This window comes from Ensifer sp. 22521, assembly GCF_052044795.1.
In the GTDB taxonomy this organism is placed as follows: Bacteria; Pseudomonadota; Alphaproteobacteria; order Rhizobiales; family Rhizobiaceae; genus Ensifer.
In genome coordinates, this window is sequence record NZ_JBQENM010000006.1 from 211,186 (window position 1) to 229,777 (window position 18,592).

General features: G+C 62.3%; 21 protein-coding genes. 13 read left to right on the top strand and 8 right to left on the bottom strand.

Annotation, left to right across the window (positions count from 1 at the left end; translation table 11 throughout):
• Positions 1-28: 28 nt before the first annotated feature.
• The 3 genes from ACTJKE_RS10795 (at position 29) to ACTJKE_RS10805 (ending at position 1,861) form a co-directional block, all read left to right on the top strand.
• Positions 29-469 (top strand): hypothetical protein, encoded by a 441-nt coding sequence (locus ACTJKE_RS10795; protein WP_113479462.1) that lies wholly within the window; start codon positions 29-31, stop codon positions 467-469.
• 137 nt (positions 470-606) lie between these two features.
• Positions 607-1,188 (top strand): ribonuclease T2 family protein, encoded by a 582-nt coding sequence (locus ACTJKE_RS10800; protein ID WP_440635475.1) that lies wholly within the window; start codon positions 607-609, stop codon positions 1,186-1,188.
• A gap of 82 nt (positions 1,189-1,270) precedes the next feature.
• Entirely contained in the window at positions 1,271-1,861 is a 591-nt protein-coding gene (locus tag ACTJKE_RS10805) for a glutathione S-transferase (RefSeq protein ID WP_057252648.1), read from the top strand.
• A 61-nt stretch (positions 1,862-1,922) separates the two neighbouring features.
• Here ACTJKE_RS10805 and ACTJKE_RS10810 read toward each other — a convergent pair whose 3' ends face one another.
• Positions 1,923-2,561, bottom strand: coding sequence for an outer membrane protein (locus tag ACTJKE_RS10810; RefSeq protein WP_057252653.1), 639 nt, complete (start codon positions 2,559-2,561; stop codon positions 1,923-1,925).
• A 367-nt stretch (positions 2,562-2,928) separates the two neighbouring features.
• On the opposite strand from ACTJKE_RS10810, the gene ACTJKE_RS10815 reads away from it, so the two are divergent.
• The 5 genes from ACTJKE_RS10815 (at position 2,929) to ACTJKE_RS10835 (ending at position 7,157) form a co-directional block, all read left to right on the top strand.
• Positions 2,929-3,693 (top strand): SDR family oxidoreductase, encoded by a 765-nt coding sequence (locus ACTJKE_RS10815; RefSeq protein ID WP_440635476.1) that lies wholly within the window; start codon positions 2,929-2,931, stop codon positions 3,691-3,693.
• Positions 3,690-5,711 carry an excinuclease ABC subunit UvrC gene (uvrC, locus tag ACTJKE_RS10820; protein WP_440635477.1) on the top strand — a complete coding sequence of 674 codons (2,022 nt, stop codon included), beginning with the start codon at positions 3,690-3,692 and terminating at the stop codon, positions 5,709-5,711. The genes ACTJKE_RS10815 and uvrC overlap by 4 nt, the downstream gene beginning before the upstream one ends.
• A 129-nt stretch (positions 5,712-5,840) precedes the next feature.
• Positions 5,841-6,428 (top strand): CDP-diacylglycerol--glycerol-3-phosphate 3-phosphatidyltransferase, encoded by a 588-nt coding sequence (gene pgsA / locus ACTJKE_RS10825; RefSeq protein WP_057252657.1) that lies wholly within the window; start codon positions 5,841-5,843, stop codon positions 6,426-6,428.
• Positions 6,425-6,685 (top strand): molybdopterin converting factor subunit 1, encoded by a 261-nt coding sequence (gene moaD / locus ACTJKE_RS10830; RefSeq protein WP_440635478.1) that lies wholly within the window; start codon positions 6,425-6,427, stop codon positions 6,683-6,685. The genes pgsA and moaD overlap by 4 nt, the downstream gene beginning before the upstream one ends.
• Positions 6,686-6,689: 4 nt before the next feature.
• Positions 6,690-7,157 (top strand): molybdenum cofactor biosynthesis protein MoaE, encoded by a 468-nt coding sequence (locus ACTJKE_RS10835; protein ID WP_112995452.1) that lies wholly within the window; start codon positions 6,690-6,692, stop codon positions 7,155-7,157.
• Positions 7,158-7,189: 32 nt separating this feature from the next.
• Here the strand turns inward: ACTJKE_RS10835 and ACTJKE_RS10840 are convergent, their stop codons facing one another.
• A complete protein-coding gene (locus tag ACTJKE_RS10840; protein WP_112995451.1) occupies positions 7,190-8,086 on the bottom strand; it encodes a branched-chain amino acid ABC transporter permease in 897 nt (298 codons plus the stop codon).
• Positions 8,087-8,153: 67 nt separating this feature from the next.
• On the opposite strand from ACTJKE_RS10840, the gene ACTJKE_RS10845 reads away from it, so the two are divergent.
• Positions 8,154-8,714, top strand: coding sequence for a CGNR zinc finger domain-containing protein (locus ACTJKE_RS10845; RefSeq protein WP_440635479.1), 561 nt, complete (start codon positions 8,154-8,156; stop codon positions 8,712-8,714).
• A complete protein-coding gene (locus ACTJKE_RS10850; RefSeq protein ID WP_440635480.1) occupies positions 8,711-9,220 on the top strand; it encodes a hypothetical protein in 510 nt (169 codons plus the stop codon). Before ACTJKE_RS10845 ends, ACTJKE_RS10850 begins: the two co-directional genes overlap by 4 nt.
• 76 nt (positions 9,221-9,296) lie before the next feature.
• Here ACTJKE_RS10850 and ndk read toward each other — a convergent pair whose 3' ends face one another.
• Together ndk and ACTJKE_RS10860 are read right to left on the bottom strand one after the other, a co-directional pair.
• The gene (ndk, locus tag ACTJKE_RS10855; RefSeq protein ID WP_034803877.1) at positions 9,297-9,719 is read right to left on the bottom strand and encodes a nucleoside-diphosphate kinase; all 423 of its coding nucleotides are present in this window, start codon (positions 9,717-9,719) and stop codon (positions 9,297-9,299) included.
• Between the two features lie 102 nt (positions 9,720-9,821).
• Positions 9,822-10,511 (bottom strand): glutathione S-transferase family protein, encoded by a 690-nt coding sequence (locus ACTJKE_RS10860; protein WP_113132286.1) that lies wholly within the window; start codon positions 10,509-10,511, stop codon positions 9,822-9,824.
• Positions 10,512-10,647: 136 nt separating this feature from the next.
• On the opposite strand from ACTJKE_RS10860, the gene ACTJKE_RS10865 reads away from it, so the two are divergent.
• Complete coding sequence (locus tag ACTJKE_RS10865; protein WP_440635481.1) at positions 10,648-11,157, top strand: DinB family protein; 510 nt, start codon at positions 10,648-10,650, stop codon at positions 11,155-11,157.
• Here the strand turns inward: ACTJKE_RS10865 and ACTJKE_RS10870 are convergent.
• Entirely contained in the window at positions 11,143-13,779 is a 2,637-nt protein-coding gene (locus ACTJKE_RS10870) for a non-ribosomal peptide synthetase (RefSeq protein WP_440635482.1), read from the bottom strand. The genes ACTJKE_RS10865 and ACTJKE_RS10870 overlap by 15 nt on opposite strands.
• 245 nt (positions 13,780-14,024) lie before the next feature.
• Between ACTJKE_RS10870 and ACTJKE_RS10875 the strand changes: the two genes are divergently transcribed.
• Complete coding sequence (locus ACTJKE_RS10875) at positions 14,025-15,104, top strand: GGDEF domain-containing protein (RefSeq protein WP_440635483.1); 1,080 nt, start codon at positions 14,025-14,027, stop codon at positions 15,102-15,104.
• A 10-nt stretch (positions 15,105-15,114) separates the two neighbouring features.
• Here ACTJKE_RS10875 and ACTJKE_RS10880 read toward each other — a convergent pair whose 3' ends face one another.
• The 3 genes from ACTJKE_RS10880 to ACTJKE_RS10890 form a co-directional block, all read right to left on the bottom strand.
• Positions 15,115-15,567: a MarR family transcriptional regulator gene (locus ACTJKE_RS10880; protein WP_112995446.1), complete on the bottom strand. Its 453-nt coding sequence runs from the start codon at positions 15,565-15,567 to the stop codon at positions 15,115-15,117.
• An 89-nt stretch (positions 15,568-15,656) separates the two neighbouring features.
• Positions 15,657-15,935 (bottom strand): hypothetical protein, encoded by a 279-nt coding sequence (locus ACTJKE_RS10885; protein ID WP_112995445.1) that lies wholly within the window; start codon positions 15,933-15,935, stop codon positions 15,657-15,659.
• A 144-nt stretch (positions 15,936-16,079) separates the two neighbouring features.
• Complete coding sequence (locus tag ACTJKE_RS10890) at positions 16,080-16,367, bottom strand: hypothetical protein (RefSeq protein WP_057252679.1); 288 nt, start codon at positions 16,365-16,367, stop codon at positions 16,080-16,082.
• Positions 16,368-16,692: 325 nt separating this feature from the next.
• Between ACTJKE_RS10890 and ACTJKE_RS10895 the strand changes: the two genes are divergently transcribed.
• The gene (locus ACTJKE_RS10895) at positions 16,693-18,582 is read left to right on the top strand and encodes an ABC-F family ATP-binding cassette domain-containing protein (protein ID WP_057252683.1); all 1,890 of its coding nucleotides are present in this window, start codon (positions 16,693-16,695) and stop codon (positions 18,580-18,582) included.
• The last annotated feature ends 10 nt before the right edge of the window (positions 18,583-18,592 follow it).

Here is an 18,592-nt window from a genome sequence, read left to right on the forward strand (position 1 = left end):
TCTCCTGTGACGATATAGGGAGACGCCCATGACTCGCACGCTCGCAGCAACGCTTCTCATCTCGCTTTCCCTCGCCGCCGCCGCAGCGCCGGGCGCATTCGCCGCCGACTATATCGGCAGCGGCCAGGTCCAATCCTATAACGCAGGTGTTTGCAGCGAGTCCTCGGTGCTCGGTTTCATCACTTCGCGCTTCGAATACCGGGATGCGAACTACCTGCACGCCAATCTGTCGATCGCCGATATCCGCAACATGGGACAGAACCGGCAAGAGTTCCGCGATGAGACTCATCTGGTCGAGCGTGAATATTGCTATGCTACGGCGGTCATGACCGACGGCCAGCAGCGCTCGCTCTACTACCTCATCGAACGCCCCTGGGGCTTTGCCGGCGTCGGCAGGAGCATCGAGTTCTGCGTCGGCGGGCTTGATCCCTGGTATGTCTATGGCGCGCATTGCGCCTCGCTCCGCTAATCATGAAAGCAATCCGGAATGCGCGCCGGCTTCTGCCGGCGCTTCTCGTTGCGGCTAGCCTGGCCGGCTGCAGCGATCAGAGCACCGAGAAGGCGCCGCCGGCTGCCGAGACGAAACCTGCAAAAGCGATCGCCGCGGTGCCGATCGGCAGCGGATTCGATTTCTATGTGCTTTCGCTCTCCTGGTCGCCGACCTGGTGCGGCGACAACGATCCCAACGGAAAATCCAGACAATGCGAGATCGGCAGCAACCGCGGCCTGATTGTGCACGGCCTATGGCCTCAGAACGAAAAAGGTTTCCCGGATTTCTGCCCGCCGCGGCAATCGGACCGCGTGCCCTCCTCGCTCGGCAAGCAGTATCTCGATCTCATTCCGTCGATGGGCCTGATCGGCCATCAGTGGCGCAAGCACGGCACCTGTTCCGGGCTCAGTCAGGAGGACTATTTCGCCGTCACACGCGCGGCCTGGAATAGTCTCTCCCTGCCGCCAGAACTCTCCCCGCCCCGGCAACAAACGAACATGTCCGTCAACGCGATCGAAAGTGCGCTCGCCGCCAAAAACCCTGGCATGACAAAAGACGCGGTCGCGGTCACGTGCGAAGGCAACATGCTCGAAGAAATCCGGATCTGCTTCGACAAGTCGCTGAATTTCCGATCATGCCCGGCGGTCGATCGCCAGGCATGCAGGAAAGACAGCGTTTCACTGCCTCCGGCTCCATAGGTATTTGTTCTTAGGCAATTCCGGACGCAATTCCGCTTCGCACTCTTGTCGGAATTGCTCTGGACCAGAAGAAAGACGCTCGATGAAGATACTGTACTCTCCTGCCTCGCCCTATTCGAACAAGGTTCGGATGGCGGCGCATTATGCCGGGTTCTCGGCCGACAGCGTGCTGACCGACACCGGAGCCAATCCACCCGAACTGATCGGCAACAATCCGCTCGGCAAGATACCGACACTCATCCTTAACGATGGGCGTTCGGTCTATGACAGCCGCGCGATCATGCACTTCATCGATCGGGAAACGAAGGGCAAGCTTTACCCGAAGAACGCGGGCAAGCGGACCGATGTCGAGATCCTCGAAGCTTTGTGCGACGGTGTCTGCGACAGCCTGCTGGCGATCGTCTACGAGAAACGTTCACACCCGCCGGAGAAGGTGCATCAGCCCTGGATCGACCGGCAATGGGAAAAGGTCGAACGCAGCCTCGACCATCTGAACGCCAACCTGCCGAAGACCGGAGCCAAGCTCCATGGCGGCCATTTCGCCCTTGCGGCGATGCTGCGCTACATCGAGTTGCGCTTTGCCGGCGAATGGCAGAAGGGTCGCGCCAAACTCAAGAACTGGCCGGCGAAGTTCGAAAAGCACTTTCCCGACTATTCCAAGTTCAAAGCGTAGGAAACGCGCACAAAAAAGGCCGGGTCGCCCCGGCCTTCTTGTTTGATCCGGCGAGAGCCGATCAGAACTTCACGCCCATACCGACGCGAACGCTGTGTTCGTCGTAACCGGAGGAGACGTTGGTGCCGCCCATCCGGAAGTCCTTCGAGCCGTAGTCCGTGTAACGGTACTCGACGCGTGCGGTGATGTTGTCGGTGACAAAGGTTTCCGCGCCGGCACCTGCGGTCCAGCCGACCATGGTGTTCTTGTCGGAAGCGCCACCAACGGTGCCCTTGGCCTGGCCGACGGCGAGACCGGCGGTGCCGTAAAGCAGAACCGGGTTCAGATCGACGCCGACGCGTGCGCGCAGCGAGCCGTTGACGCCCTGCTTCATGCGCAGGTTGCCCTTGCTCGAATCTTGACCGGAGTAGCCGACATCCGCTTCGCCGCCGTATACGATCTGGCCGCTCTGCATGTTGTAGCCGCCGTAGAGACCGCCGCCGAAGCCGGCTGCCGTGTTGCTGCCGGTCGCGTCAAACTGACCATGGTGCCAATCGGCGGTACCACCGACATAGGCGCCCGACCAGTTCTTCTGCGCCGGCTCGGTGTATTCGGCCTGCGGAGCAGCCGGAACTTCGTCGATCGCATCAGCAGCCTGGGCGGCCTGGAAGGCGATGAGGGTCATAGCCGAAGCCATGAGGGTGGTGGTGAGCGTACGCATAAATATTCTCCTTTTCGTACCGATGCCCCTTGGGCTTGGGGTCCCACAGTGAAACATCGGACAACTTTCAATTAACCCGCCCGGTTGAGCTGAAATTGGTCAGCAAATGCGGATTCACAAGAGCCAAAATGTGAAATTTTGGTGGCACAAACACGCCCGAAATTTGATGTTGCCTTGGCGCAACAGGGGATTTATTAACCATGATTCAAGATTAACGAAAGATATACTATACACATACAAAATAATACAATTTACGCCAATTCCATTAATTTTTCGGCAAGGAACTGTCAGGGAGTGTTTCAGGCTCACGTTTCTTGCCTATATCTTGGTCGGCTGACGCGAAGATTCGAAAAAGCGGGATGAAACGTTGAAGAAAGCACGGAAGGCCGCCCTCGTGACCGGGGGCGCCAAGCGGATCGGCAAGGCTATAGTTGAGGACCTCGCGGCCCATGGCTTTTCGGTCGCCATTCATGCCGACGCCTCATTTGACGAAGCGGAAGCTCTGGTCGAAGCACTCTCGAAAGGTGGAACGAAGGCCGTCGCGCTTCGCGCCGACCTCACCGATACGGCCGAGACTTCGACACTCATCGCACGCGCCGCAGAGGCGATTGGCCCGCTGAACCTGCTCGTCAACAATGCCTCGGTCTTCAAGAAGGACAGCCTCGACGCTTTCGACGAATCAATCTGGGATCAGCACTTCGCCCTGCATGTGAAGGCCCCTTCCCTGTTGGCGCGCGATTTCGCTGAACTGCTTCCGGCGGACGCCAATGGACTCATTGTCAACGTGATCGACCAGCGCGTCTGGGCTCCCAATCCGCGCTTTTATTCCTATATGTTATCGAAGTCGGCGCTTTGGACCGCTACCCGGACGATGGCGCAGGCGCTCGCCCCGCGCATCCGCGTCAACGGTATCGGCCCCGGGCCGACTTTGCCAAACGAGCGGCAGGACCCGCAGGATTTTGAGGCGCAGGTCGAAGCCCTGATTCTCAGACGCGGGCCGACGCTCGACGAATTCGGACGGACGATCCGCTTCCTGTTCGACACGCCGTCGATTACCGGACAGATGATCGCGCTCGACGGGGGCCAGCACCTCGCCTGGGAAACGCCCGACATCAGGGAGATAGTGGAATGAACGGACGCGTGCCGACAGACGGCGGCATCCTCTATGACGGCAGCGAAGCGGAAGACGACGACGATCTGATCGAGGTCACAGAAAGCACGAGTGCCACGCCACCCGTCGAGTGGAACGAGAATCGCGCCGAAATGGAAGGCTTGAAGGGCGCAGAGCTGATCCAGGCCTTCGTCAAGCTCCTGCCAAACGGCCCTGGCGTCTACCGCATGTTCAACGAGACCGGCGACGTTCTCTATGTCGGCAAGGCGCGCAGCCTGAAGAAGCGCGTCAGCAACTATGCCCAGGGACGCGGCCATTCCAACCGCATCGCGCGCATGGTGCGCGAGACCGCCAACATGGAGTTCGTGACGACGCGCACCGAGATCGAGGCGCTGCTGCTCGAAGCGAACCTGATCAAGCGCCTCCGGCCGCGCTTCAACGTGCTTTTGCGCGACGACAAGTCGTTTCCCTATATTCTGGTGACGGGCGACAGCCGGGCGCCGGCGCTTTACAAGCACCGCGGCGCACGCAGCCGCAAGGGGGACTTCTTCGGCCCCTTCGCGTCGGCTGGTGCCGTCGGGCGAACGATCAATTCGCTGCAGCGCGCCTTCCTGCTCAGGACCTGTACCGACAGCGTCTTTGAGACCCGGACGCGCCCCTGCCTGCTCTACCAGATCAAGCGCTGTTCGGCGCCCTGCACCCGCGAAATCAGCGACCCCGACTATGCGGAACTGGTGCGCGAAGCCAAGGACTTCCTGTCGGGCAAGAGCCAGGCGGTGAAGGCAACCATTGCGGCTGCCATGGGCGAGGCTTCGGAGAACCTCGACTTCGAGAGGGCCGCCCTTTACCGCGACCGGCTGGCAGCGCTCAGCCACGTCCAGAGCCACCAGGGCATCAATCCCGCCGGTGTCGAGGAGGCCGATGTCTTCGCGATCCATCACGAGGGCGGCATATCCTGCATCCAGGTCTTCTTCTTCCGCACCGGTCAGAACTGGGGCAACCGCGCCTATTTCCCGAAGGCCGACCCGTCGCTGCCGACAGCGGAGGTGCTCTCGCAGTTCCTGGCACAGTTCTACGACGACAAGCCCTGTCCCCGGCAGATCCTTCTCTGCGAGGCGGTGGAGGAGCAGGAACTGCTCGGCCAGGCGCTGAGCGAAAAGTCCGGATACAAGGTCGCGATCCAGGTGCCGCAGCGCGGCGAGAAGAAGGATCTCGTCGATCATGCGCTCGCCAATGCGCGCGAAGCCCATGGCCGCAAGCTGGCGGAAACCGCCTCGCAATCGCGCCTGCTCGAAGGCTTCTCGGAAACCTTCAAACTGGAGCGCGCACCGCGCCGCATCGAGATCTACGACAACTCCCACATCATGGGCACCAATGCCGTCGGCGGCATGGTGGTGGCGGGGCCGGAAGGTTTCGTCAAAGGCCAGTACCGCAAGTTCAACATCAAATCGACCGACATTACGCCGGGCGACGACTTCGGCATGATGCGGGAAGTGATGACGCGGCGGTTCTCGCGACTGCTGAAGGAAGAAGGCAAGCCGGACCGGACCGTAGAGTCTGACGACGGCGCTTTCCCCGCCTGGCCCGATGTAATCCTCATCGACGGCGGCCAGGGCCAGATGACTGCCGTGCGGGCCATCCTCAAGGAGCTCGACGTCGAAGACTGCGTCACCGCGATCGGCGTCGCCAAGGGTGTCGACCGCGACGCCGGACGCGAACGCTTCTTCGCGCTTGGCCGCGACAGCTTCACGCTGCCGCCACGCGATCCGGTGCTCTACTTCATCCAGCGGCTGCGCGACGAAGCGCACCGTTTTGCGATCGGCTCGCATCGCGCCCGTCGCAAGAAGGAGATGGTCAAGAACCCGCTCGACGAAATCGCCGGCATCGGGCCGACGCGCAAGCGTGCGCTGCTGACGCATTTCGGCACCGCGAAGGCCGTCTCGCGCGCGGGCATCAACGACCTGATGGCCGTCGCCGGGATTTCCGAGACGGTGGCCCGGCTGGTCTACGAACATTTCCACGACGATGGTGCCAAATGACAACCGGGTGTCATAATTCACCGGGCGTTCACATGGAATCAGGCAAATATGACAATTGCCGCGTGATGACCTGTTGACCTCCGGTCAGCAAAGTCATTCTGTACCTGACGAACCAGAGAACACGAATCCATGCCCACGCCCGTCGCCTACAGCATCCCGAACCTGCTCACCTATTTCCGAATCCTGATCGTGCCGCTGATCGTCCTTTGCTTCTTCATCGAAGGGCGGCTGCACAGTTCGGATTTCGCGCGCTGGACGGCGGTCACGCTCTTCGCGATTGCGTCGATCACCGACTTCTTCGATGGCTATCTCGCCCGCATCTGGAAGCAGACGTCGAACATCGGCAAAATGCTCGATCCGATCGCCGACAAGCTGCTGGTCGCCTCGATCCTGCTGCTGGTCGCCGCCGATGGTACCATCGCCGGCTGGTCGATCTGGGCTGCGATCATCATCCTCTGCCGCGAAATCCTGGTGTCCGGCCTGCGCGAATATCTGGCGGCACTGAAGGTCAGCGTGCCCGTCACCCGCATCGCCAAGTGGAAGACGACTATCCAGATGGTCGCCATCGCCTTCCTGCTCGCCGGTCCTGCTGGCGACAAGATTTTGCCCTATACGACGGAAGCGGGTATCGTGCTCCTGTGGATCGCCGCCGCCATCACGCTCTACACGGGCTACGACTATTTCCGCGCCGGCCTCAAGCACGTGGTCAACGAATGAGCACCGTCAATCTCGTCTATTTCTCCTGGGTGCGCGAGCGCATCGGCAAAGGCGAAGAGACCCTGGACGTTCCCGCCAGCGTCGTCACCATCGCCGACCTGCTTCAGCATCTGAAGACGCTCGGCGAGGAATACGAAGCGGCGCTCGAACATGAAAACGTCATCCGCGCGGCCATCAACCAGGAACATGTCGACCACAAGGAGCCGATTGCCGGCGCCCGTGAGATCGCCCTGTTTCCGCCCATGACGGGCGGCTGAGCCCATGAACGCGCCGGTGAACGTGCGCGTTCAGCGCGAGGACTTCGATCTCAATACGGAGGTCGCGAAGCTCTCTGCCGGACGGGCGGACGTCGGCGCGGTCGTCACTTTCTCCGGGCTTTGCAGAGATGAGGCGGGCACGCTCGCTGCGCTTGAGCTCGAACATTATCCAGGCATGGCCGAAGCGGAGATCGAGCGCATCTGCCACGAGGCGGTTGAGCGCTTCTCGCTGCAGGCCGCCACCGCCATCCACCGTTACGGCACGATCATGCCCGGCGACAATATTGTGCTGGTCGTCGCCGCCTCGCGGCACCGGCAGGCCGCCTTCGACGGCGCCAACTTCATCATGGATTTCCTGAAGACCTCAGCGCCTTTCTGGAAGAAGGAACACCTCGGCGACGGCACCACCGGCGGCTGGGTCAGCGCCAAGGATGCCGACGACACGGCGCGGGACCGCTGGTCGACGAAATAGCGCTACATGCGGGGACTTCCCCTCCCGTTTGACTAGGGAATGACTTTCTCCCGGCGCGTCACGACCAGCACGATCACCAGGAAACCGAAGATCACGAAATCGCGCCAGAGGATGGGGCCATAGGCACTCCAGAGCGTTTCGAGGAAACCGACCCCGGCGGCGCCAAGGGCTGCAAAAAGCGGCGAAGCCTGGCCGCCGATTGCGGCGATGAACAGCACCTTAACGCCGAAGGTGAGCCCCGTGCCGAAATCCATGTTGCCGTAGTAGGAGGCTGCGAGAATGCCGCAGACGGCGGCGATCAAAGATGCCGCGCCATAGGCGGCGATGTAAACGGTCGCGGCGTCGACACCGCAGAGCGCTGCAGCCCCCCTGTCCTCCGATACGGCGCGCCAGAACCGCCCTGCCCGGGAATGCGTGAGATACCAGTGCCCGGCCGCCACGAGCGCAGCCATGAGCACGGTGTTGCCGAGCTGGATGACCGTCAAGGTCACCGGAAAGCGAGGATCGTCCCAGAAGACGATATTCCCGTTCAGGAACGGCGGCAGCCACAGGCTGCGTGTTTCAGAGGCGAGCCGCGCCGCTTCCATCAGCACCAACAGGCAGCCGAGCGAAGCGACGACGACGGTGTTGGCTGACGAAAAGGCGAGCGGGCGCATGACATAACGCCCGGCGACGAGCCCGGCGCCAACGCTGAAGCTCAGGGCCGCGGCCGCGCCGAGGCCAAGGGCGGCCGGCAACACCAGCCACAGCCGGTTCCAGCCGAAATCAGCAAACAGCACGAACATCTGGCCTGAGAAGGCAAAGAGCGCGCCATAGGTGAGATCCGCCCGACGCGTCACCGCGAAGGCGATGGCATAGCCGAAGGCGAGCGCCGCATAGAGCGCAGCGATTGGGACGGCATTGGCGAGCTGCTGCAGAAAATAGAGCATGGCGCATCCGGAGCGTGACAAGATCAATATAACTGGTAAAATCAATTTTACCAGTTAGGATTTTCGCATGACCTTCACCTGGACAGCCCATCGATTTGCCGGCGGCGCATTGGCGCTGGATGTGGCCAATTCCATCATCCTACGCGCCGATCCGGAGCGCCGGATCGACCGTTTCGCCGATGTTGCGGCAATCGATTCTTTTGCGGAAGCGGCCAACCGTTTCGGAGCAGAGAGTGCCCGCTTCGGTGCGCTGGCGCCCGTCGCAGCGGAGAATCGCGGCCGGCTGCTGCAGCTGCGCGAAGCGACTGACCGGCACTTTCGCGCGGCGATATCGGCCAAGGGACGGCCAGAGTTCTTGGCCGATTTGCTCGAGGCGATTGCGGCGGTTCTGCGCGGTTCCCTGCCCCACGTCGGCGCACTTTCGCTCGACACGGCGACCGCGCAATCTGCCCTCAGCCTTGCCGCCAGCACCGAGCCCGACCGGCTGAAGATCTGTCCGAATTGCGGATGGCTGTTTCTCGACCGCAGCCGCAACCGCAGCCGGACCTGGTGCGACATGGCCGTCTGCGGCAATCGCACCAAGGCCAAACGCCACTACCATCGCAACAGGGAGGAAACCGGCTTATGACGAGGATGATCGTTACGCTTGCGGCGGCCGCCATCACACTGCTCGCCGCCGGGTGCCAGCGCGAGACCGGTCCGGATCCGCTGAAGCTGACGGGAAAGATGTTCGTCTTCAACTATCGTCTCGCCTATGCGGTCTACACGATCACGCTTCAGAAAACAGAGCCCGTGCCCGAGGGCAGCGTCGTCATTGCCACCTTCGAGAATCCAGTGGGCGGCGCGCCGTTCACGCTGACGCGCAAACTTTTTCCAAAGCTCGACAGGGTGGTGCTGGAAAGTCCTGATTTGACCTGTGTGAAAAAGGAAAGGCCTTATGCGGTGACGATCGAGGTCAAAGGACCTGCCGGCGAAACGCTGCAGAAACTGGAGACCACAGTCGTCTCCGATATCGACCAGGACATCCTGCCGGCGAAGCCGCTGGTCGAAGGCCCCGCTTACGACAAGAACCCCGAGGTCTTCATGGACGGCAAGGCGCCCGAACATTTCGAGACGGCGACGTGCCCGATATGAAAAAACCGGAGCGTTTCCGCTCCGGTTCAAATCCGAGTCAATTCAAGCCTTTGCGGCTCGAACCGAAGATTTTGAATCAGCCGACGATCTCGGTGCCCGAGAACCAGTAGGCGATTTCTTCAGCAGCGGTTTCCGGAGCATCCGAACCGTGAACCGAGTTTTCGCCGATCGACAGGGCGTGAACCTTGCGGATGGTGCCTTCGTCAGCGTTTGCCGGGTTGGTGGCGCCCATGACTTCGCGGTTCTTGGCGATTGCGTTTTCGCCTTCGAGAACCTGAACGATGGTCGGGCCGGAGGACATGAACTCGACCAGTTCGCCGAAGAACGGACGTTCCTTGTGAACGGCGTAGAAGCCTTCGGCTTCGCGGCGGCTCATCCAGACGCGCTTGGAAGCGACGACGCGCAGGCCGGCATCTTCGAGCATCTTGGTGATGGCGCCGGTCAGGTTGCGCTTGGTCGCGTCCGGCTTGATCATCGAGAAGGTACGTTCAATAGCCATTGGCTCAAATCCCTTGTTTCTTGAGAAGTGGCGGTTCATTAGCCGCCAATCCCGCGCAAAACAAGGGGGTTCACCGATGATTCGGCTCGGGCCAAGCGGGTTTCACGCAGCCGTCACACTACGTCCAAGCCCACCGTGCAGATCGAGGCACCGCTCGAACCAATCGGTGACGGGATCGCCTGGCTGAAGCAGGCGCTGCGGCGAGACGATGCGCGCCCACTGAAACGCGCCGAAGACGATGTAGTCGGCGAAAAGCGGCGACGCGCCGCCCAGGAAATCCTGAAACTTCAGCATATGGCGCAAAGGCTCAAGTTTCTCGGCGAGGGTTTCGAGCGCGGCGCCACCGCTTTCGGCTACCGCTTCAAGCGACTTGCCAAAGCGCTTCTCGCGGCTCTGGCGGAAGTAGGCCTGATCGATCGGATCGAGGCGATCGTGAATATCCCTGATGATGATGCGGGTGATGGCGGGATGCAGCGTCGTCTGCGACCAGCCCTCGACGAAGCGGGAGATCGCCATCGCCCCCTCACCGCCGAAGAGCGGCGGGCGATCCGGATAGGTTTGTTCGAGATAAAGCGCGATCTCGAAGCTGTCCTTCACCAGACGTTCGCCGTCCCGCAGCAGCGGCACCAGGCTCGTCGCCCCATCCTCGACCGCGGGGATCTCGGTGAAGCCGATCGGCACGACGTCGAAATCGAGCCCCTTGTGCGCGAGCGACATCTTCGTCTTCCACACATGCGGCGAGAAAGGACGCGTCCTGTCGGCCCCGCAAAGCGAATAGAGTTTTCTCGACATATAAACTCCCGGTCGGTTGGCGTCCCGTTGAACGACAAATCGGCCACGTCATCAAATCAGTAAATTTCATGAGTGATATCAGCCACAGAAATGCGGTTTCGAGTTAGCTTCGCCGCCCCTTCAAAGGAGATACCCGATGCTCGATCACTTTCGCATGTTCGCCGACTATAACCGCTGGGCGAACCGCCTGATCTATGCCGCTGCGGCAGAACTGACCGATGCCGAATTGCGGGAAAGCCGCGGCGCCTTCTTCGGCTCGCTGCTGGCGACCCTCAACCATATCCTCGTTGCCGATCGGGTCTGGATGAAGCGCTTTACGCACGAGGGCGACGCCCCCACCGCGCTCGACACGATCCTCCATGACGATCTGCCGGCGCTTGCCGCTGCCCGCACTGTCGAAGACGAACGCATCATTGCCTGGATCGACGGCCTGAGTGATGCACGCCTCGGCGCCGACCTCACCTATACGCCGCTCACCAGCCCCACGGTCATCACGCAGAAGCTGGCGCCGACGCTCGGGCATTTTTTCAACCATCAGACCCATCATCGCGGCCAGGCGCATGCGACGCTGACCGCACTCGGCCGCCCATCGATAGCGCTGGATCTCGCGTATTTCCTGAGAACCGAAGGGTCAAAGTGGGCGTAACGGAGACCGGAGCGCGCCCAACCCAAGCGACCGCAGTGGTCGGAGCTCACGCTCCCGCCACTCCGCAAGCTTCTTGAGCACCTGGCGCTGGCCGAGCCAGGCGACCAGGCCGAGCGCGACACCGCCAACGATCGACAGGACCGAAAACACCACGGACGGCAGCGCCGGCTGCAGCGGCAGCATCAGCAACTCCGGCACGAAGCGGTGCAGGATGTAGATGTGGAAACCCGCCGCCGATAGAGGCAGGATGAGCTGTGCCGCCCAGCGCGGCACATTGATGCGCGGAAAATAGAGCAGCGCCACGAGGACAGCGATCTGCAGGAGGTACTTGACCTTCGTCCCGATCCACACCCCCTCGTATAGACCGAAGAACAGCAACGCCCCCGTGGCGGATAACATCAGCAACAGGCGCTGCTTGCCGGTTTCTGCGACAGCGGCGCACCAGCCGATGACCGCGAGATAGAAGATCCACGGCAGGGTAAAAATCTGGCGATTGCCGATCGGCCACAGGAGCGGCAGCGCCAGCCGGGCGGCGAGCGCCGCCAGGAGCAGGCTCATACCGGCGGCGAAAGGCCTTGCCGACACGAGCCGCCGGAATTGCGGGATGGCGAAGAGCCCGACGAAGACGAGCATCATCTGGCAATAGGCTTCGATGAACCAGTAGAGATACGGCACCATGCCGTGCGTCTCCGGCAGGGCCACACCGAAATTGCCGACGAGGAAGACCGAGGCCCAGGGCACCTCGCCCCAGGCGACCGCATAGGCGGCGACGATCAGATAGTATGGCACGAGCACCTGGGCGAGCGGGCGCAGGATGGCCAGGCCGTCTCCCGCCAGAAGCGGGCCCATCTGGAAGCGGGCGAGGCTGAAGCCCGCGAGAACGACCATGGCTGCCGATCCGCCGGGGATGGGCCAAAGCAATTCGTGGTGCAGCACGACCAGCAGAATGGCCAGTGCGCGGATCACGAGATCCGTCCCGATCCGCCGCGTGGCGGTCTCGCGACGCTCCTCCGCCGATAACTCGGCGATAGACAAGGTCTCCCAGGCGTCGGGAACCTGTCCCAGCGCCTTTTCCAGACCGATCGAGAGCTGAACGAAGCGCAGGGAATCACCGCCCAGCGACACAAAACTGTCGGAGCGCTTTACCCTTTTCGGATAGAAGACCTGCGCAAAAAGCTCTTCGATGCCGCCGTTGTCGTCGTCAACGTTCGCCGCTGCCTGGCGGGCTGCCATGTTGAGCGCGTTGTAGTCGACCTTGCCGCTGGCAAGCCGCGGCATTTCGGCGAGGGGGGTGGCCTTGAGATGCGAAAGCGTCAGCCCGCTTGCCTGTGCGAGGAACCGTCTGATCTCTTCCGCATCGCGGCTGCCGGCATAAAAGGCGTGAAGGCCGGCATCGTCACCGACGACAGCAGCAGTAATGCCGCGCCTTTCGAGCGCCGCTTCCAGCACATCGTGAGCGATCCTGAGGCCCGCGATCTTGGAAATCCGCTTCATGCGGCCGACGATCTGGAACAGGCCGTCGGCATGGCGCATCGCGAGGTCGCCGGTGCGCAGTTCGGTGAGTTCGGCGCCGCGGCAGAGATCGTCACGCGACGTGGCATAGCCCATCATGACGTTCGGGCCGCGATAGACGAGTTCGCCGGCCACACCGTCGTTTTCAATCGGCGCTCCGCTCTCGTTCTCGATCAAAAGGCGCCCACCGGGGATCGCGACGCCGATCCTGTCCTCGTTGCCGGCAAGCAGGGCGGGCGGCACATAGGCGATCCGCGCGGTGGCCTCGGTCTGGCCGTACATGGCGAAGAAGGCCGCGCCTTGGGCCTTTAGGTGGTCGTTGTACAGACGGATGACGTCCGGGCTCAACCGACCGCCCGCCACGGTCATGAAGCGCAAGCGCGGGAACCGCCGATCGCGGAAGCCCACCTTCTCCAACAATTCGTAGGAATAGGGCACGCCCGCAAGGTTGGTACTGTCGCTTGCAGCGAGACCTTCGAGAAAATCGGTATCGTGGATCGATCCACCGGGAATATAGAGGCTGGCGCCGACTGCCAGGTGAGAATTCAGCACCGACAGGCCGTAGGAATAATGGAGCGGCAGAATGAGGCAACCGCGGTCATCCGCCGTCAGGCCGAGATAGTCGGCGATGGACGCGGCGTTTGCGGAGATGTTTTGCCGGGACAAGCGGACGGCCTTGCCGCAACCGGTGCTGCCCGATGTCGAGAGCATCACCGCCAGCTCGGAATGCGGCGCACTGTCACTTTGCCGCAGCGGCTGTTCCGTGCGCCAGCGGCCGTCGATCCGGCGAAAGGCATAATCGGGATCGAAGGCATCGACCCAGGATCCGGCAGCCGCGTTCTTCGGGGCTTGCATCGCCACGGCATGGCCAGCTGTCAGCGCTGCCAGATAAGCGACGATCGCATGTTCGGAAAGCTCGGCCTCGATCGCCACCAGCCCGCGTGGGCTTCGGAAAGCAAGTGCCCGGCGCGCGACCCGCTCGCCGAGTTCCTGATAAGTGACGACCCGCTGCCTGGAAAAGACCAGCGCCGGCCGGTCGCCCCATTTCGCCAGATCCGCAATGAACGAGAGGGACATCCTTGACCGTCGCTGTTTGCCTCGGGCCCCCATGCCCGATTTAGCAGCGCCGAATATAATTGGTGACTAAAGGCGTCAAGTATAAAGATTGCCCGGGCTGACGGCTGTCAGTTGGCATGCGATTCTCGGTTGCGCCGCCGCCTGGCAGATGAAATTCAGCAACCATACCGGGCAGGAATAGGCGACTGCCCGAAATCTTCAGACTCCCTTAAATGCAGCCTTCCATAGTGCATCGATCCGGACATCACCATCCGACAGGCATTGAGGAACACGACAGAATGACCAGGCAAGTTCCAGCGGACGCCAGCCGATCGCAGGCGAGGCAGGCGGCGATCATTCTGAAGGTGGCGCACGCAATGTCCGCGCACGGTGTCGCTGCCCTGCCCCGCAACTACGAGCTTTTCTACGAGGCGCTGTCCGGTCGCCTGCCCCAGCTTTCCCGGGAGCTTCCCGAGCTCGGGCACAATCCGCAACAGGACTTGCTGGACGCCTTGGGCCTCAAGCATCACCTCGTCTCCCACGCGGCCCTCGCCGCGGACCGGGCGAGAGCCGCAGCCCAGGAAGCCCTCGCCGACATGGCCAGCACGCTCAAGCTTGCGCTGGCGCAGAAGCAGTCATTCAAGACCGAACTCGATCATTTCGCCGGTCGGTTGGCAGCTGACCCTGTCGTCGGCCTGTCGGAGTTCGCGGACGACGCCGCGCGGCTGCGCGAAGCGGCAGGCCGTTTGATGAACGAAGAGAATGCTCTGCAGCACGCCTTGGAAACCAGTGCGCAGCGCATGGCCGAACTCGAGGGAGATCTCGCCGAAAGCCGCCGGTCGCTCACCCGCGACCCCGCTACCGGCTTGCCGAACCGTCTGGCGCTGACCGCGAAGCTCGACTCCATTCTCGAAACGGAGCGAACCGACCAGCCGGTTGCCATGCTTCTCGTCTCTGTCGAAGGGCTTCGCGAGATGGCCGAGCACCACGGCGGCACGGTTGCGAGCAAGGCGCTTACCAAGCTGTCGGCGCTGTTTCGCAAGTCGATCAAGAAGAACGACTTCGTCGCCCGCGTGGGTCAGCAGGACTTTGCCTTCGTCTGCCGGGACGTCAGCGTCGAAAACGCCGAAGCCATTGTTCGGCGCCTGTGCCAATCCGTGGAGGAACTGAAGGTCACCCTTCCCGGGCGCGCGCACACCGCCGAGACGCTCTCGCTTGCGGCCGGCATCACCATAGCGCAGCCGGCATCGACGAGCGCCGATCTCCTGACCCAGGCCGAGCTGGCACTGGCCGGCGTGCGCGATGGCGCCGGCATCCTCTCTTATTCGGCGGCACTCGGCCGCGACCGCGGCAGGACCTACGGTCAGAACGCCGCCTGAGTGTCGCGCGTCAGGCGGCGACCGGCTGGCGGTTTTCGTCGATCTCCGTCGCCTTCTCCCGGAGACAGCCAAGCAGGCGAAAGAGTTCGGTGCGCTCGCAATCATCGAGCGCCGAGAACAATTCGTCGATCGTGCGATGACGTGGCTGTAGCGCCGCTTCCAGTGCCAACCGGCCGCGATCGGTGATCGAAATGATCTTCGCGCGGCGATCCTCCGGGTCCGCTTCGCGGACGACCATGCCGTCCCGCTCCAACCCGTCGATCGCTTCGGTGACGGTTCTCGCCGCAAAGCCGAGCGCTGAAGCGATATCCGCGCAGCGACAGGGCCCCAGCGTGCTGAGATAGAACAGGAATTTGCTGCGCGCGAGCGAAACGCCTTCCTCCGACATCGATGTGTTCACCAGGCGATGAACGCACTGATAGAGATCGAAGAGCCGCTCGGCGACTTCGATTTTTTCTGTCATGGCAATGTACCTCATTTGGCAACGCCAAAACGAAACAACCCGGCCCCGCGTGGCGGGACCGGGTTGTTCGGTCAACCGTTTGGCGTGACTTACTGCTTGTTTTCGTCGGCCTGGCCGAGAGCCTTGGCGCCGCTGTCGGCGATCGCGCCGGTTGCCGTCGCATCGACGGATCTGTCTTCGACGCCCGCATAATAGTCGCCGCGGCTGGTCGTGCTCGCGGAGGCACCGGTGCCGGCGGACGCTTCGGCGCGGCCGGTGAAGAGCGGCGTGGAGCTCACACCCTCATAGTAGCTGCCGCCGGCCACAGCGGCCGACGCGCCGCCAAGCATGGCGGCCGCAACGAGGATCGCGGCAATGGACTTCTTCATAGATCGGTTCCTTGGTGGAGATAGACGGTGGGGCTATGCCCCTCCTGGGCGCTTGGGAGGTCGCCTCATAGGATCATGGCAATGATCAATCAAATCCCTTGAAAGAGGGTGCGGGGAGAAACCCGCACCCCTTCTTCGTCGCGGTTAGCGCGAAATACCCTGATAGTATTCACCTTCGCCGCCGATCACGCTCTTCGGCGCAACGCCGTAGTTGACGACCGAGCCGGTCCGGGTGCTGTCAACATAGCCAGCTTCCGAATTGCCGATGGTGAATGAGGTCTTGCCCGTCACCGCAGGCGTGCGCTCGGTGTAGAGCGGCGTCGGGCTGACGCCTTCGTAGTAGCTGCCGCCGGCGAAGGCAGCGGAGGCGCCACCGAGGATAGCGGTTGCAACGAGAGCGGCGGAAAGAGCGGTCTGGATTGCAGTTTTCATGGTCTTCACTCCTGGGAGGCTCGTTCACATGAACGAGGTTTCAGCTAAATTGTCCGTGGCCGGATCGGTCGTCTCTCTAAACGCGGGGCCCTTGCCGATGGCGTTCAGTCGATCGAGGCGGTCAGGAAGAGCGTTCCCCGCCCTTCCGTTATTGAGATGGTCCCTCACGATGAGGATGTGTAGTATCGATTGTCGGAACGCCTTGTTCAAAAATCGATAACAATGACCCCTTGAAATCGCGAACGGTCACAAGAGGGTAGCCAAGGCGGATGCGGTCGAGGCCGCGCCTCTTGCCTTCCCGGCCAAGTCCGGGCAAAAGGCCGCAATGATCCAGATTTCCGGCCTTTCCGCCCGCATCGCGGGCCGTCTCCTCATCGAAAACGCATCCGTGACGCTTCCGGCGGGCACGAAGGCCGGGCTCGTGGGCCGCAACGGTGCCGGCAAGTCGACGCTGTTTCGCATCATCACCGGTGAATTTGCCTCCGAGGCCGGCAGCGTCTCCTTGCCGAAGAACGCCCGCATCGGTCAGGTGGCCCAGGAAGCGCCCGGCACCGAGGAACCGCTGATCGAGATCGTGCTGAAGGCCGACAAGGAACGCTCGGCCCTGATCGCCGAAGCCGAGACCGCAACCGATCCGCACCGCATCGCCGAGATCCAGACCCGGCTTGCCGATATCGGCGCCCACTCGGCCGAAGCGCGGGCCGCGAGCATTCTCGCCGGCCTCGGCTTCGATCACGAAGCGCAATTGCGCCCGGCCTCCTCCTTCTCCGGCGGCTGGCGCATGCGCGTCGCGCTCGCCGGCGTGCTCTTCTCCGAGCCGGACCTGTTGCTGCTCGACGAGCCGACCAACTATCTCGACCTCGAAGGCACGCTCTGGCTTGAGGACTACATTCGCCGCTATCCGCACACGGTCATCATCATCAGCCACGACCGCGATCTGCTGAACACTGCGGTCAACGCCATCGTGCATCTCGACCAGAAGAAGCTTACCTTCTATCGCGGACCCTATGACCAGTTCGAGCGGCAGAAGGCCGAGGCCGACGAGCTGCAGATGAAGGCGAAAGCCAAGAACGATGCGGCGCGCAAGCACCTGCAGAGCTTCATCGACCGCTTCAAGGCCAAGGCCACCAAGGCCCGCCAGGCGCAAAGCCGCGTGAAGGCACTTGAGCGCATGGGCACGATTGCGGCGGTGATCGAGGATCACGTCCAGGGCTTCTCCTTCCCGGACCCGGAGAAGGAAGCCGCCTCGCCGATCATTGCCGTCACCGGCGGTACCGTTGGCTACGAGCCCAGCAAGCCGATCCTCAAGCGGCTGAACCTCAGGATCGATACCGACGACCGCATCGCGCTGCTCGGTTCGAACGGCAACGGCAAGTCGACCTTCGCCAAATTCATCTCCGGCCGACTGGCGCCGGAGGCGGGCGAACTGAAGATCGCGCCGAACCTCAAGGTCGGTTTCTTCGCCCAGCACCAGCTCGACGACCTCATCCCCACGCAGAGCGCCGTCGAGCATGTGCGCCGGCGCATGCCGGACGCCCCCGAAGCCAAGGTGCGTTCGCGCGTAGCGCAGATGGGGCTGGCGACGGAAAAAATGGAAACGCCTGCCAAGGATCTCTCGGGTGGCGAGAAAGCACGGCTGCTGATGGGCCTTGCCGCCTTCGACGCACCGAACCTCCTGATCCTCGACGAGCCGACCAACCACCTCGACATCGACAGCCGCAACGCGCTGATCACCGCCCTCAACGACTATTCCGGCGCTGTCATCCTGATCTCGCACGATCGCCATCTGATCGAGGCAACGGCCGACCGGCTGTGGCTGGTGCGCGACGGAACGGTGACGAGCTACGACGGCGACCTCGAGGATTATCGCAGCCTGATCGTCGGCGGACCCAAGCCCAAGGACGACAAGGCCAAGCCGAACGGAGCCGATGACAGCCTCTCGAAGGCGGACCAGCGCAAGGTCAATGCCGACAAGCGCGCTTCGCTGGCGCCGCTCCGCAAGAAGATCAATGAAATCGAATCCTTGACCGGAAAACTGGAGAAACTGATTCAGGCACTTGATGTGGAACTGGCCAATCCGGTGCTCTACGAAAAGTCGCCTGCGAAAGCCGCCCAGAAGGCCAAGGAACGCTCCGACGCGGCAGTGAAACTCGCTCACGCCGAAGAGCAATGGCTTGAGCTTTCCGCCGAGTATGAAGAGGCAATGGCCGGCTGACAGAAGCCTG

What these genes read in the sequence shown, in the direction of transcription:
- ACTJKE_RS10845 (WP_440635479.1), top strand. Translation starts at nt 8,154, where the DNA reads ATGACCTTCACCTGGACAGCCCATCGATTTGCCGGCGGCGCATTGGCG.
- ACTJKE_RS10865 (WP_440635481.1), top strand. Translation starts at nt 10,648, where the DNA reads ATGCTCGATCACTTTCGCATGTTCGCCGACTATAACCGCTGGGCGAAC.
- ACTJKE_RS10880 (WP_112995446.1), bottom strand. Translation starts at nt 15,567, where the DNA reads ATGACAGAAAAAATCGAAGTCGCCGAGCGGCTCTTCGATCTCTATCAG.
- moaD (WP_440635478.1), top strand. Translation starts at nt 6,425, where the DNA reads ATGAGCACCGTCAATCTCGTCTATTTCTCCTGGGTGCGCGAGCGCATC.
- ACTJKE_RS10860 (WP_113132286.1), bottom strand. Translation starts at nt 10,511, where the DNA reads ATGTCGAGAAAACTCTATTCGCTTTGCGGGGCCGACAGGACGCGTCCT.
- ACTJKE_RS10895 (WP_057252683.1), top strand. Translation starts at nt 16,693, where the DNA reads ATGATCCAGATTTCCGGCCTTTCCGCCCGCATCGCGGGCCGTCTCCTC.
- ACTJKE_RS10890 (WP_057252679.1), bottom strand. Translation starts at nt 16,367, where the DNA reads ATGAAAACTGCAATCCAGACCGCTCTTTCCGCCGCTCTCGTTGCAACC.
- ACTJKE_RS10885 (WP_112995445.1), bottom strand. Translation starts at nt 15,935, where the DNA reads ATGAAGAAGTCCATTGCCGCGATCCTCGTTGCGGCCGCCATGCTTGGC.
- ndk (WP_034803877.1), bottom strand. Translation starts at nt 9,719, where the DNA reads ATGGCTATTGAACGTACCTTCTCGATGATCAAGCCGGACGCGACCAAG.
- ACTJKE_RS10835 (WP_112995452.1), top strand. Translation starts at nt 6,690, where the DNA reads ATGAACGCGCCGGTGAACGTGCGCGTTCAGCGCGAGGACTTCGATCTC.
- ACTJKE_RS10870 (WP_440635482.1), bottom strand. Translation starts at nt 13,779, where the DNA reads ATGGGGGCCCGAGGCAAACAGCGACGGTCAAGGATGTCCCTCTCGTTC.
- ACTJKE_RS10805 (WP_057252648.1), top strand. Translation starts at nt 1,271, where the DNA reads ATGAAGATACTGTACTCTCCTGCCTCGCCCTATTCGAACAAGGTTCGG.
- uvrC (WP_440635477.1), top strand. Translation starts at nt 3,690, where the DNA reads ATGAACGGACGCGTGCCGACAGACGGCGGCATCCTCTATGACGGCAGC.
- ACTJKE_RS10795 (WP_113479462.1), top strand. Translation starts at nt 29, where the DNA reads ATGACTCGCACGCTCGCAGCAACGCTTCTCATCTCGCTTTCCCTCGCC.
- ACTJKE_RS10840 (WP_112995451.1), bottom strand. Translation starts at nt 8,086, where the DNA reads ATGCTCTATTTTCTGCAGCAGCTCGCCAATGCCGTCCCAATCGCTGCG.
- pgsA (WP_057252657.1), top strand. Translation starts at nt 5,841, where the DNA reads ATGCCCACGCCCGTCGCCTACAGCATCCCGAACCTGCTCACCTATTTC.
- ACTJKE_RS10875 (WP_440635483.1), top strand. Translation starts at nt 14,025, where the DNA reads ATGACCAGGCAAGTTCCAGCGGACGCCAGCCGATCGCAGGCGAGGCAG.
- ACTJKE_RS10850 (WP_440635480.1), top strand. Translation starts at nt 8,711, where the DNA reads ATGACGAGGATGATCGTTACGCTTGCGGCGGCCGCCATCACACTGCTC.
- ACTJKE_RS10810 (WP_057252653.1), bottom strand. Translation starts at nt 2,561, where the DNA reads ATGCGTACGCTCACCACCACCCTCATGGCTTCGGCTATGACCCTCATC.